This is a genomic window from Finegoldia magna ATCC 53516 (assembly GCF_000159695.1).
GTDB lineage: Bacteria > Bacillota > Clostridia > Tissierellales > Peptoniphilaceae > Finegoldia > Finegoldia magna_F.
The window spans coordinates 96,926-110,705 of record NZ_CM000955.1; the positions used below are offsets into that span (position 1 = coordinate 96,926).

The following is a 13,780-nucleotide window of genomic DNA, read 5'->3' on the forward strand; positions in this document are numbered from 1 at the left end:
TTAATCCCCTCAATAAATAAATTCTTCTGCCATTTTTGTTTTTTCTATTAAATTCTTGTAAACTTTTGATTTTTGTAAAAGCTCTTCATGTTTGCCTTCACTTTCTACTTTTCCGTTTTTAAGAACTACTATCTTGTCTGCATTTTCTATGGATTTCATTCTGTGTGAAATGATGACAACAGTTTTATCTTTAACTAAATTATTTAAAGACTCTTGAATCTTTTTCTCGTTGTCAACATCAAGGCTTGCTGCTATCTCATCTAAAATCAATATCGGCGCATCTTTTAAGAAGGCTCTGGCTATTGATAACCTTTGTCTTTCTCCGCCTGATAGCTCAGCGCCGTTCTCACCAATAACTGTATCGAAACCCTTATCCATCCTTTCTATAAAATCTGTGCAGTTTGCAAGTTTTGCTGCCCTTTTAACTTCTTCGTCACTTGCATTTTGCTTTCCGATTCTAATATTTTCCATAACGCTTTGATTAAAGAGAACTACATCTTGGAAAACTATTGAGACCTTGTCAAAAAGAGATTCTGTTGATATTTCTTTTATATCTTTGCCGTCGATTAGGATTTCTCCCTCGTCGTAATCATAAAGTCTTGATATAAGTTTCAAGATAGTTGTTTTACCGCATCCGCTTGCACCTACTAAAGCAGTAACCTCTCCCTGCTTAGCTCTAAAGCTTACCCCATTTAAAACTTTTGCGTCTTTATTGTAGGCAAACTCAACATCTTTTAGATCAATATCAAATTTTTTCAAATTATAGTCTTCGCCTTCCTGTAAATTTTGATTTTGAATTTCTTTTAGTCTTTCAATTTTTGGCGATAAATAAAATATCTCCATCATGCCCTCTTTAGATGCATCTAGAGAGTCTTTTAGCTTTATCGCCGCTAGTAAATATCCTACAAGGTAGAGAGGGCTTATCTCTTTACTAATAATTAGATTTACGCCAACAAATATTACGACAGCAAGGGAAATAAAACTAAATATTGAAGATATAGACATAGTTAAAATTGTAGTTATTTCCGCTTTTAAGTGCACTTTTTCACTTTTATCCATTTTTTCATATAGCTTTTCTTTCATTTCCTCTGATAAGCCGTATGCTTTAATCTCCATTTGCATTTCTATATTTTCCTGAAAACTTTCTGAGTTTTTTCTTAGAATATCATAATATCTTTTATGTCCCTTAACCTGATATTTTTTAGATAAGGGTATGAATATAAAGCTTAAAAGAGATGGAATAATTACAGCTAAGCCCATCTTGACATTACCCATTAGCATCATGACGGATATAAGCGGGAAGAAGAGTGCCATGCCGCCTACCTTTGGTATTGAATGGCTCATTGCATGCTCTATACCTTCAATATCAGACATGATTGTTTGTGAAAGGTCGGAAATGTCATGTTTAGAAAAGTATGATAGAGGCAGTTTTGATAAATATTCCGCTGTCCTTATTCTTAAATCTGCACTTTCTTGATAGGTTGTGCTATATAATTTATCGTATTCGATAGAAAGCAAAATATACATTGCTAGCAAGGTCAAGGCTGAGAATACTATATAAAAGCCCTTGCTTTTGCCCATATTTTCCAAAACTTCCTGAGCAAAAATCATAAGTAAAATGGCAGGAAGCATGTTTATACAATAAACGAAAAATGAAGCCAGTGTTGCTTTGCTTAAATTTCTTGCTCCTTTATCTGTAAGAGCAAATCTTTTTTTATAAAACTCCTTCATTCGAAACCCTCCATTCATTTGCACTGTTAAACATCTCTTGCAGTCTCTTATACCTTGTATCTTTTGACATTAATTTTTTGTCAGAGCCTCTTTCTATAATTTTTCCGCTATCCATCACAAGTATTTCATCAAGGTCTTTAATTGTAGATAGTCTATGTGCAATCATGATAACTGTTTTATCCTTCATAAGATTTTTGAAAGCTTTTTGTAGTTCAAACTCGTTATCTGGGTCAATTGATGCTGATGCTTCGTCCATAATAATAATTTTGGAATCCTTTAAAATTGCTCTAGCAATTGCAATTCTTTGTTTTTCTCCACCAGATAAATAAACTCCTTTTGATCCTATGATAGTATTTTCTCTTTCTGGGAACTTGTCTAGTATCAAATCGCATCCAGCTAATTTTAAGGCTCTCATAACGTCATCTTTTGTAGCTTCTTTATTAGCTAAAAAAACATTGTCATAAATACTCTTTTTGAATAATTTTGAATCTTGAAAAACAAAGGAAATGGCTTTAATCAAGGCTTCGTCAGAATATTCACTTATTGGTATACCACCTATCTTTATTTTTCCTTCATTAACATTGTAAAAACCTGATATAAGTTTTGCTACTGTTGATTTGCCTGATCCAGATGAACCAACTAGTGCATAGGACTTTCCCTCTTCTAATTTAAAGGATAAATTTTCAATGACAGCTTTATCGTTATAAGCAAAGCTAACATTCTCAAATTCTATATTATAGTTTTTAAAATTATTGACATTGCCATGCACCAATTTGTCTTTTTGCATATCTTCGTAAAGCACCTCTAAAGTATCTACTGCATAATTGCCTTGAGAAATGTACAAGGAGTACCACATCATTCTCATAAATGAAACAAAGAGAACTCCCGATAAAAATAAAATCATTATAAGCTCAAGTAAAATTACCTTGTCGCTACCTAAGCTTGTCATAAAATAAACTATAGGAATAATTAAAATTGCAATCAGTCCAAAAAATAACCACTGATACCAAACATACGGCTTTTTACAAGATAACGAATAATCATAAGCATATTTTGAGTAATCTTTTATAGCCTTATAAAAACTTTTAAATGACTCAACATTTACTCTAAATATTTTTACAACTTGCATTCCTCTAACGTATTCAACAGTCTCAGCACTTAGTTTAGATAAGGCTTCTTGGTATATCTTCATAAATTCTTGTTCACCCATCATTGCCCCTAAAATTAAGCCACCAATTATTGTAAGAGCAAGCAAGGTTATGCCAACTCTTATACTTACTATAAAGCCTAGTACAAGGACAAGTATAGGTGTAACTATTGCCTGAGAGCTATCTGGAATCATGTGAGCTACAACCTGATGAGTTTGTGCGGCATTGTCATCTATGATTTTTCTAATTTGACCAGAAGGATTCAAGTCAAAGAACCTAAAACTAGCTTTCTCTAAACCATCGATCCCTCTTTTCCTCAAATTTGTTTCAAGCCTAAATCCCAAGATGTGTGAAAACATTCCTGAAACAAAATAAAATACCGCTCCAATTGTTAGTGTAATAACAGATTTTAATGCTAAGCTCTCTGCACCCGATAAATTCGAATTAATTATTAACTTATCCAGAAATTTGTAGATTAAATAATATCCATATACCGTAAGTACAGCAGATATAGCAGAAAAGACTATAGCTAAAACCCCAAGATATTTTTTATCCTGTACATAAGCAAATAGTTTTTTGTAAATCTTCATAATCATCTCCCCTTTCTTTGATGTTCCTTTTAGGTATAAATTTACTTAGCTGATAATAGCTATCATTGCGTTTTTATTATACATCGGCTATAATTACTAATACAATGGTTTTTAATTAATAAGGCTAATTGGAATATTGTCTAAAAGGGATAGGTGTATTATGACATATTACGATTTTGTAAAAGATTATATGAAAGTAGATGAGTGTAAAAACAATAAGAAATACTCAAGTGCAGGGCACACTTTTTGTTGGAATAAGGAAGACTTAACTTACGCAGAAGGCCTGTATTGGTTTTATGAAGGAGATGGATTTATTATTGATGTCCATGATTTTTATATCAAAGAAGAAGTAGTTCAAAATAGCACGTATAGTATGGCAGATTATGTGTCAATATATTCAAGCTACATTGTCAGCGCAAATGGAGAAAAGTTTAATCCATATCAAACTTTGACGGCAAACTCATTATGTACTCTTGATTTTGATAATATAAAAGATGACTTCCTATTTTTATTACATGAGAACTGCTATTATCTTGCTGTTTCTATAGGCTTTAAAAGAGAACTTTTGGAAAAGCACCTATCATCCATTAATATTGATCCAGAATCTTTTTATTCGAACTTACTTCAAACTAATCAAATTATACTTACAAAGGCCCTAGAAAAAGTGGCAATGGAAATCTTGAATTGTAAGATGAATGCCCCTGCTGCCGATTTTTTCTTTAAAGCCAAAGCAAATGAATGGGTGAGTATAGTTATTGACACATACTTAAATAGGAAGAAATATAAAATTGAGTCTGATGATAATAAAGCACTTGAAGATGTAGCAAGATTCTTAGATGACCATTTCGCCATGAATGTAAATCAAGAAACTCTTGAAAAAATATCTAAAATGAGTGGAACCAAATTAAAAAATTTTTTCAAAGAAAAATATGGTCAAAGCATTACAGAATACACTCAAAGAAAAAGAATGAATGTGGCTGAAACTCTTCTCTTAAATACCGAACTTCCTATAAAGGAAATTGCAGAATCTGTTGGATATTCATCTGCTAGCAAATTTTCCATTTATTACAAAAGGTACAAGGGAAAACTTCCTAGTGAGGTTCGTAATTTAGCTTGCAAACATCACAAGTTAAAATGCGATTATTGTGATTAAAATTATTTTTTTACAAGCCATGTTTTTATATGAGTTTATAGATATTTGTATAGGTATGTATAAGTTTGGTAAAAAGCAAAAAAAGAGCAGCCTTTTTAGCTACTCTTGTAGAAAGTACAAAATGAGTTAATTATATTTTTTTTGTTTCATCATACTAGTCTCAAAACTACTCTTACATCCATGTAGTTTTTTTTGAGTCTTTTTTACATATGCTTCTGAGCTGAACCCCAAAATCCGGAATACGGATGGAGGGGTTTTTGTATGCCAAAATACACAAAAGAATTTAAAATAAAATTAGTACTAGAATATTTATCAGGAAAAACAGGGGGTCATAAAAGTGTGGCTAAAAAATATGATATTCCATATTCAACCATGCGGAACTGGATAAATAAATACAAATCTGGAGGATTTGATAACTTATCTAAAAAGTTAAAAAATAATAATTACACTAGTGAATTTAAGTTATCTGTAATACAATATAGGCAAATCAATAATACTTCGCTTAGAGAGACTGTAGAGCACTTCGACCTTGTAAATGAATCTATGGTATGCAGATGGGAGAAAACTTATCAAGAACATGGTCTTTCTGGGCTAGAAGATAAAAGAGAAAGGCCTAAAAAAGACATGACCAAAACAAATAATAAGTCTAAACTTAACACTCCAATAAACGAAACCGAAAAAGAAGAATTAATAAGGTTAAGGGAAGAAAATAGACTTCTCAAAATGAAGATAATATACGAAAAAAAGCTACGAGCCTTGCTACTGGAAGAGGAAGCAGAAGCAAGGAAAAGACAAAGATAATCCTCAAACTTCTAAAAGAAAATCCACAAAGTAAAGTAAGTGAATGGCTAAAAATAGCTAAATTACTAAAATCATCATACTATGAATGGAAAATAAAACTAGAAAATCCAGTAGATAAAGACAAGGAAGTTAAAGATGAAATTAAAACAATAATAGAAGTGTCAAAAGGTAGATATGGCTATAGAAGAGTAACTATGGTATTAAAAAATAAAGGATTTAATATCAATCATAAAAAAGTCTTAAGAATAATGAGAGAAGAATCCTTGCTATGTACTAAATTTAAAAATAGATCAAGAAAATACTCATCATACAAGGGACAAATAGGTAAAGTAGCAGATAATATTGTAAGAAGACAATTTAGCGCTACTAAACCAAATCAATTATGGTTAACAGATGTAACAGAATTTAGATTGAGAGGCAAAGAAGAAAAACTCTATCTATCACCAATACTAGACCTATACAACAGCGAAATAATTAGCTATACATTAAGCAATCATCCAACAACTAAATTAACCAATACAATGTTAGAAAAAGCAATAAATAAAACAAAAGATATAAGTAAACTAATAATACACTCAGACCAAGGATTTCATTATCAACACAGTTCTTGGACTAAAAAACTAGAAAAAATGAATATTAGGCAAAGTATGTCAAGAAAAGGGAATTGTCTAGACAATTCTCCAATGGAGAACTTCTTTGGAATATTAAAACAAGAAATGTATTATGGAGAGGATTTTACTAGTTATGATCATTTGATAAGTGAGATAGAAAAATATATTAAATGGTACAATGAAGATAGAATTAAAACAAAATTAAACGGAATGTCCCCTGTTATGGGGTATGTGAAAAGTTTTGTGTATCAGCTCCTCCTGATAGGTTGTGAGCTGATATTTTTTTGATTTTTAAAAAATATACTTTTATTACTAAAATCTGAAAGTTCAGATATTTGTAACCTAATTTTGGCACAATTAAACTAAAAGGTCAAGATTTTTCTAAAAATCTCCCTTTTTGCCTAATTGTATTTCTTAAAAATTTGAAGATTTCTGTCAAGAGCTGGTCGTCAGACCAGGGCTATACCTTTACTCTTGATTGAATGATTCAAATTTTTTATTATCTTTATGGCAAAATTTAGATTCTGCCTTCAAAAAATATTGATAGTTGTGACAATATTTGATCCCATCCTCTTATTCTACTCGTCCATTTACTTGAAGCATCTACCATCGCTAGATACAAGCTTTTTTGTAGGGCGTAGTCACTTGGAAATATTGTTTTGTTTTTTGTTACTTTTCTAAGTTGTCTATTAAAGTTTTCTATGCTATTTGTTGTATATATTAGTTTTCTTATTCCTTCTGGATATTTGAAATATGTTGATAATTCAGCCCAGTTATTTCTCCATGAATTTACACACATTGGGTATTTTTTGCCCCATTTTTCTTCAAATATATCTAGATTACTTAGTGCTAGTTCTTCTGTTGATGCTTTGTATACTGTTTTTAAGTCTTTCATTAGCTCTTTTATATCTCTATATGATACGAATTTTGTTGAATTTCTTATTTGATGAATTATGCATTTTTGAATTTCTGTTTTTGGATATACACTTTCTATTGCTTGGCTAAATCCTGATAAATTATCTGTTGAGACTATTAATATATCTTCTAATCCTCGTTCTTTTAATTGATTTAATACCAATAGCCAGTATTTACTTGATTCATTTTCTCCTACCCACATTCCAAGTATTTCTTTGTATCCTTCTGTATTGTATCCTAGTGCTATATATACTGCTTTTTTTACTACTATGTTATTTTCTCTTACATGATAGTGTATTGCATCTAAAAATACAAATGGATATACTTTTTCTAATGGTCTATTTTGCCATTCTTCAATAGTTGGTAGTATTTTATTTGTTATTTTGCTTACCATGGATTCTGATATTCCAAATCCATAGATTTCTTTTATGTGTGTTGATATGTCTCTTGTTGTCATTCCTTTTGCATACATAGATATTATTTGGTTTTCTATGTTTGATATGTCTTTTTGATATTTTTTCAATGCTTGTGGCTCAAAGGATCCTTCTCTGTCTCGTGGGATGTTTAGGTCTATGTTTCCGTATGATGATTTAACTGTTTTTTTACTTGATCCATTTCTTGTGTTTAATGACAGTGGTTTTTCACCATATTCATAATCTAGATGTTCATCTAACTCTGCTTTTAACATTTGTTCCATTGTGTCTCCTAGAAGATCTTTCAAAGCTTCTTGTAAATCTTGTACTGTTTCTGGTTGATATTCTTCAATTAACATCTTGGATATTTTGTTGAGTCTAGTTTCTGGTCTTTTTCTTGGCATTTTAAAATCCTCCTGATTACTATTATATCAGGAGGATTCTATACACAAACTATTTCACAGTCTCCTGTTATGTACAGATTACATTCCGCTTAAAATATTAATAAATTATTCCGTGTTTACGGGTTCAGGTCATTCTTCAGCTTTTTCAAATACAAAATGCTTATTAAACTGCTTAAAATGCAGGATTTCTAAATTTACATCTTTTGTATCAACGCTATAGCTTCAGCAGTCGATTTCTGCCAATCAAAGCTTCCTATTCGGTCGCTTCTCTTGGAAAATCTTTGCATAAGACCTGCCTTACTTTTGAGTGTAGCTTCGCTTCTTGACAAGTATGGCTAGGGCTTCAACGTGCGTTGTCTTTTACTTGGGAACATATTTTTTTATCCTCGTCATTCTTGTGGAGCACAATTTATCAATATCATTGTCTTTGGCATTTTTTCTTTTATCTTTGAAATTATTTGAATCTAGACTATCTTTTACTCCTGTTTTGAAATAGAATGTTAAGTCATATGGATGGACTGTTCCTTCTTTGTCAATTCTGCCTACCACAACTTTTTCAAATATGCTTTCAAATACTGTTCTGTTAAATTCCTCTATAATTTCTCTATTCTCTAAGATCTTTTTAAATTGCTTTAGTCTTTCTTTAATAAAACTTTCATCTTTTATTGTTAGTTCCAGTGTTTTCTTTTCATCAAGTAATTCTTCTTTTTGTTTTGTAAGTTTTTTATACTTTTTAGTATAAACTTCTTCATCTATATTATCTTCTAAATGAAGATCAACTAACTTTCTTTCTTGACTAATGATTCTATTTAATTGGTTTTCTAACTTTTTCAAATCTTTGACTAAAGTATTATCATTTATTTCTTCTTCTTTTATAGAGATACTTTTTGTTGTAGGGTCATAATCATAACTAAGCCAACCTTGAAAACCAATAAGCTCCCCCTTTTCCATTTTCATTTTCAATCCTCTTTTTTACATGGGCTGAGTTATTTTCTACTTCTTGTTGAGCTACTGAACTTAATATTGTTAATAGTAATTCTCCATTCATTGTCAAAGTATCTATATTTTCTTATTCAAAGACTTTAAATATTTCTTTCCATCAATTATTTAATCTCCATGTTTCCGCCTTAGCTTTTGTATTTATAAGGTCAGAATAAAGTCCATTATTTTTAATCAGTTCTTCGTGATTTCCACGTTCTACTATTTCTCCATCTTTTAAGACTAAAATCTGGTCAGCATTTCTAATTGTCTTTAGTCTGTGGGCAATCATAATTACTGTTTTGTTTTTTGTTAATGATTCTATTGCTTCTTTAAGCTTATCTTCATTTTCTGGATCTATACTTGCTGTGGCTTCATCAAAGATTATGATGTCCGCATCTTTTAGCATGGCTCTTGCTATGGAGATTCTTTGTTTTTCTCCGCCAGATAGACTTGCTCCGCCTTCTCCGATGATAGTGTCATATCCTTCTGGTAAAGCTTCTATAAATTCATGACATCTTGCTTTTTTAGCAGCCTGAACTACTTCTTCATGGCTTGCATTTTGTTTTCCAAATTTTATATTGTTTTCAATTGTATCCTCAAATAGATAGACGTCTTGAAAGACCATGGAAATTGAATTCATAAGATTTTCCATCTTATAATCCTTAATATTTTTTCCACCTATTAATATTTCACCAGAATTCACATCCCAAAATCTCGCTATTAGATTACAAAATGTTGTTTTACCAGATCCAGATGGACCAACTATGGCAGTCATGGTATTTTCTTTTATCTCTGCTGATACATTTTTTAAAATTGGTCTGTCATCATAAGAAAAGCTGACATTTTTAAAGACAATATCATGATTTTTTATTGGATCTGTAATACTTCCTTCTCTCATATCAGGCATAGAGTCGATAAAACCTACAGAATCTATGGCATTTTCGCAAGCTCTTAGGATTGCAATGTTTGATCCTGCCCCGATTAAGCCTTCAAAGATAATAAAGGACGCCATAATCATAAGAATTGTTTCAGCAAGTGGAAGTTCACCAGATAAATTTAATTTTAATGATACATAGACCATAGCTACTGTTGTTATTCCCATTACAATTCTTTGAATAACTGTGTATGGTGCTACAGATATTTCTAAATCTAAAAGTATATTTGATGTATCTTTTATAGACTTTCTCAAAGCTCTGTTATTTTCTCCACCAAGATTATAGGATTTTATAACCTGCATTCCTTGTAAAGTTGCTAATACTTCTTTTGTAAGTCTTGTTTGTGTTTCTGTCATTTTATCTGCATTAGCTGATGATTTTTTCTCCATCATTGATGTAACGATGAAAAATACTACCACACCTGCTACAGCAACCAGTCCTACCTTTACGTTAAAAATTAAAGTTCCAAGGACAAAAACTAAAGTATTTAAAACTCCACCAAGTACAAGAACCAAAAGCATAGGCACCCACATTTCTGCTTGGGAAAGTGAAGATGTAGCAATAGTAGTTAATCTTCCTAGTGAAAAGCTTGAAAAGAAACCCATAGGAACTCTTTTTATTTTTTCTCCTATTTCTATCCTCTTATGAGCTGCCATAAAATATCCAGCGTGTGTTTGTGCCATTTGTGATGATTTTTGTGTCATTATCTTTCCAACAAGGGATATAACTAATATTCCAAGACAAACAAAGATAGCCTTATAGTCTAAAGTTTTAGAGAAAATATTTACTAGCATATAGTAAATTGCACCAAACTCAAGGGCATTAAATACTGCGTGCAAAAATCCAGCGAGAATAGATTTCTTAATATATACCTGTTCTTCTTTTGAAAAATTCCATATCTTTTTAAACACATTAAGCATTTTCATCACCCCTTAAATTTGCAGCATACATTTCCTTATAAAGTTCTGATGACTTTAATAGTTCTTCATGAGTACCATAAGAATTCAATTTACCATCTTTAATAACGAATATCCTATCGGCATCAACAATTGTCTTTAACCTATGAGCGATTATGATTAAAGTTTTACCCTTAACTAGATTTGCCAAGGCGTTTTGTATGAGAGCTTCATTTTCAGGATCTATATAAGAAGTTGCTTCATCTAAAATTACGATTGGTGCATTTTTTAGCATGGCACGAGCAATAGATATTCTTTGTCTTTCTCCTCCAGATAGATGACCTCCACCTTCACCAACTCTTGTATCATAACCATTAGATAGATTCATAATAAAATCATGGCAGGCAGATTTTTTACATACATCTGTAATTTCTTCGTCAGAGGCATTCTTATTTCCAAGCCTAATATTTTCCTTTATAGTCATATCAAAGAGGAAATTGTCTTGGGATACAAAAGAAATAAGTGAAGACAAGTTTTCGAGCGACACATCTTTTGTTTCTACTCCGCCAATTTTAATAGATCCCTTATCTACATTCCAAAAACCAGCAATAAGTTTTGCTATTGTTGACTTGCCTGATCCCGAAGGACCAACGAGGGCTGAAACAGAAGATTCTTTTATTTCCATAGAAAGATTATCTATAACCTTATTTTTTCCATCGTAAGAAAAGTCTACGTCTTGAAGTTCTATATTATAGGATTCTATTTTTTCTCCCTTGTCAATATTTTCTAACTCTCTTGAATCTAAAATCTTTCCTATTTCAGAAGTTATAGTTGATATTCTTGACATATCATCCATATAGTTCATGATTTTTAAAATGCTAGAAACTGTAGCAAAGGATAAGACGATTAAGGTAATTAAATTTCCTAACTCAATACTTCCATTTATATAAAATAAAATCCCAAATGGTATGATTGTAATAATTCCCATAGGAGAAAGTAATCTACCTATGGCAACCCTATTCATAGATTCACCCATCCAGTTATAATAAAAGCTTGCATTATCATAAACTGCATCAGCATATTTTTTATAAGATGATTCGCTTTGATTAAATGTCTTTATTACTTCTATCCCATTTATATACTCAACAATGGAATTATTCATATGTTGACCAATGGCAACTGACTTTCCAAACATTTCCTTATAATGAGCATTCATAACAGACATCATGGTAGCCATTCCTACTACAAAAGGAATTAGTGATAGCAAGGTCAATCGCCAATCTAAGGTAAACATATAAATAAATAATAGAACAGGTCCTACTAAGTTTGCCGTAAATTCTGGAACAAGGTGGGCAAGTGAAGTTTCCATAGAATCAACTTGCTCAACTATAATATTTTTTAATTCTCCAGATGTTCTTGATAATACATCTCCTAGTGGCATCTTAAATAATTTTTTGGAAATATCATTTCTAATTTCTCCTAATGAATTAAAGGTTGCCGTATGGGAAATACTTGTTGATATTCCTGCTGCCACTTCTTTAATAACAAATGTTATTAAAATACTTATGCAAAGTGGAGTGTATAAATTCATGTCGCTTACGCCATTAATCAAATTCACAACAATTTTCGCCATAAAAATATAAGAAAAAAGCCCAGCCACTACTCCAATTATTGCCAGTAAGATTGACATAAAATATGAGCCTTTTCTCTTTTTTACATATTGTTTTATTAGATCCATCAAATCCCCTCCTTAATATTAAATTTTTTTCCCATTAATATAGCTAATATTTTTTCTTTATCCTCCTTTGTAGAAAATTCCTCAAAAGAGTATCCGTCTAGATAAAGAATTTTATTGCAGGAATTACACAAAAATTCATAATCATGGGAAATTATAAGTATAATTTTTTCTTTTTCTTGTAATTTCTTCATTCTTTCTGAAATAATTTGCATATTATGTCCATCTAAACCACTTGTTGGCTCATCAAATAAATAAACATCTCTTTCTAAAAGTTCTGCTGAAGCGATAGTTAATCTTTGTTTTTGTCCGCCTGACATGATTTGTGGATGGATGTCTTTTACATTTTCCAAGTTAAAATCAGCTAATATTTTATCTGTATCTGCATCTTTATTATTTAGTTTTAACTCGTCTTCTGCTGAAACTTCAAAAAGATTACTATCAGGATTATTTGACAGGTAGTATATTCTTTTTTGCCTATTTCTTTTGTTTAATTTTTCTCCATTTATAGATATAAAACCACTATCTTTTTTCATAAGTCCACTTAAAATTTTAAACAGAGTAGATTTGCCTATGCCATTATCCCCAATAATTCCATAAATATTTCCACTTTTAAATTCGTATGTCAAATCTTTTATAAGGACATTCTTATTATAGGAAAAAGAAATTTTTTCTAAGTTTATAGAATTTATTTCTTTTAACTTATTTATTTTAGGAGATATTTTATTTAAAGAAAAGAATCTTAATCCTAACTTATTGAAAAAATCTTCACTTTTTGATAATAGTTCTTCCTCTGTAAAAACATTGCTAATTTCCCCATTTTCAAGATAATAATATTTATCCACTACTCCTCTAAGGTAGTATAGCCTATGCTCTGAAATGATTATTGTCTTTTTATTTTTCTTTAATAAAAGCATAAGTTTTCTTAAAGCTTCTACACTTTTCATATCTAGGTTAGCAGACGGTTCATCAAAAACATAAATAGGTGGATTAAGTGCATTTATTGAAGCAATTGCTATTTTTTGTCTTTCTCCACTTGAAAGACTAAATAAGTTTTTATCTTTTAAATTTTCTCCATTAATAGATTTTAAGGAATTATTGATTATTTCATCTATTTTTTCTCTTTCTATCCCATAATTTTCAAGCCCGAAGGCAATTTCATCTTCTACATTTTCTGCAAAAAATTGACTCTTGGGATTTTGAAAAATAGATCCTACTTTCCTTCCTATTTCATATAATTCTTTTCCCATGGGATTTATTCCATCTATGGAAATTTCCCCCTTTAATTTCCCTCCATAAAATTTATAAGCAAGACCATTTATAAGTCTTGTAAGGGTAGTTTTCCCACAACCACTCGCCCCTATAAAGGCAACACATTCTCCATCATTAACTTCCAAATTAATATTTTTTAAGATGTTTGCTGAATCTTTACTGTAGGCAAAGCTTACATTTTTTAAATTGATCATC

9 protein-coding genes and 1 pseudogene are annotated in these 13,780 nt (G+C 30.9%); 3 read left to right on the forward strand and 7 right to left on the reverse strand.

What is annotated here, in order from left to right; genetic code table 11:
- Nucleotides 1–9: 9 nt before the first annotated feature.
- Nucleotides 10–1,731: an ABC transporter ATP-binding protein gene (locus HMPREF0391_RS00405; RefSeq protein ID WP_002834806.1), complete on the reverse strand. Its 1,722-nt coding sequence runs from the start codon at nucleotides 1,729–1,731 to the stop codon at nucleotides 10–12.
- Nucleotides 1,715–3,469, reverse strand: a complete 1,755-nt coding sequence (locus tag HMPREF0391_RS00410; RefSeq protein WP_035109015.1) for an ABC transporter ATP-binding protein — start codon at nucleotides 3,467–3,469, stop codon at nucleotides 1,715–1,717. Before HMPREF0391_RS00410 ends, HMPREF0391_RS00405 begins: the two co-directional genes overlap by 17 nt.
- Before the next feature lie 160 nt (nucleotides 3,470–3,629).
- Between HMPREF0391_RS00410 and HMPREF0391_RS00415 the strand changes: the two genes are divergently transcribed.
- The 3 genes from HMPREF0391_RS00415 (at nucleotide 3,630) to HMPREF0391_RS00425 (ending at nucleotide 6,322) form a co-directional block, all read left to right on the forward strand.
- Complete coding sequence (locus HMPREF0391_RS00415; RefSeq protein ID WP_002834808.1) at nucleotides 3,630–4,622, forward strand: helix-turn-helix domain-containing protein; 993 nt, start codon at nucleotides 3,630–3,632, stop codon at nucleotides 4,620–4,622.
- A 261-nt stretch (nucleotides 4,623–4,883) separates the two neighbouring features.
- Nucleotides 4,884–5,423: a helix-turn-helix domain-containing protein gene (locus tag HMPREF0391_RS00420; RefSeq protein WP_002834810.1), complete on the forward strand. Its 540-nt coding sequence runs from the start codon at nucleotides 4,884–4,886 to the stop codon at nucleotides 5,421–5,423.
- Nucleotides 5,357–6,322, forward strand: coding sequence for an IS3 family transposase (locus tag HMPREF0391_RS00425; RefSeq protein ID WP_155105095.1), 966 nt, complete (start codon nucleotides 5,357–5,359; stop codon nucleotides 6,320–6,322). Before HMPREF0391_RS00420 ends, HMPREF0391_RS00425 begins: the two co-directional genes overlap by 67 nt.
- Nucleotides 6,323–6,551: 229 nt before the next feature.
- Here the strand turns inward: HMPREF0391_RS00425 and HMPREF0391_RS00430 are convergent, their stop codons facing one another.
- From HMPREF0391_RS00430 to HMPREF0391_RS00450, 5 genes and pseudogenes are all read right to left on the reverse strand, one after another.
- Nucleotides 6,552–7,721: an IS256 family transposase gene (locus HMPREF0391_RS00430; RefSeq protein WP_196218489.1), complete on the reverse strand. Its 1,170-nt coding sequence runs from the start codon at nucleotides 7,719–7,721 to the stop codon at nucleotides 6,552–6,554.
- Nucleotides 7,722–8,109: 388 nt separating this feature from the next.
- Nucleotides 8,110–8,835 (reverse strand): annotated as a pseudogene (locus HMPREF0391_RS09520) (hypothetical protein); the annotation flags it as partial.
- A gap of 30 nt (nucleotides 8,836–8,865) precedes the next feature.
- Nucleotides 8,866–10,602 (reverse strand): ABC transporter ATP-binding protein, encoded by a 1,737-nt coding sequence (locus HMPREF0391_RS00440; protein WP_035109018.1) that lies wholly within the window; start codon nucleotides 10,600–10,602, stop codon nucleotides 8,866–8,868.
- Nucleotides 10,595–12,316, reverse strand: a complete 1,722-nt coding sequence (locus HMPREF0391_RS00445) for an ABC transporter ATP-binding protein (protein ID WP_002834814.1) — start codon at nucleotides 12,314–12,316, stop codon at nucleotides 10,595–10,597. The genes HMPREF0391_RS00440 and HMPREF0391_RS00445 overlap by 8 nt, the downstream gene beginning before the upstream one ends.
- Nucleotides 12,316–13,779: an ABC transporter ATP-binding protein gene (locus tag HMPREF0391_RS00450; RefSeq protein ID WP_002834815.1), complete on the reverse strand. Its 1,464-nt coding sequence runs from the start codon at nucleotides 13,777–13,779 to the stop codon at nucleotides 12,316–12,318. The genes HMPREF0391_RS00445 and HMPREF0391_RS00450 overlap by 1 nt, the downstream gene beginning before the upstream one ends.
- Nucleotide 13,780 lies beyond the last annotated feature (1 nt).

Coding starts and splice junctions, on each gene's coding strand:
- HMPREF0391_RS00405 (WP_002834806.1), bottom strand. CDS start 1,731: ATGAAGGAGTTTTATAAAAAAAGATTTGCTCTTACAGATAAAGGAGCA.
- HMPREF0391_RS00410 (WP_035109015.1), bottom strand. CDS start 3,469: ATGAAGATTTACAAAAAACTATTTGCTTATGTACAGGATAAAAAATAT.
- HMPREF0391_RS00415 (WP_002834808.1), top strand. CDS start 3,630: ATGACATATTACGATTTTGTAAAAGATTATATGAAAGTAGATGAGTGT.
- HMPREF0391_RS00420 (WP_002834810.1), top strand. CDS start 4,884: ATGCCAAAATACACAAAAGAATTTAAAATAAAATTAGTACTAGAATAT.
- HMPREF0391_RS00430 (WP_196218489.1), bottom strand. CDS start 7,721: ATGTTAATTGAAGAATATCAACCAGAAACAGTACAAGATTTACAAGAA.
- HMPREF0391_RS00440 (WP_035109018.1), bottom strand. CDS start 10,602: ATGCTTAATGTGTTTAAAAAGATATGGAATTTTTCAAAAGAAGAACAG.
- HMPREF0391_RS00445 (WP_002834814.1), bottom strand. CDS start 12,316: ATGGATCTAATAAAACAATATGTAAAAAAGAGAAAAGGCTCATATTTT.
- HMPREF0391_RS00450 (WP_002834815.1), bottom strand. CDS start 13,779: ATGATCAATTTAAAAAATGTAAGCTTTGCCTACAGTAAAGATTCAGCA.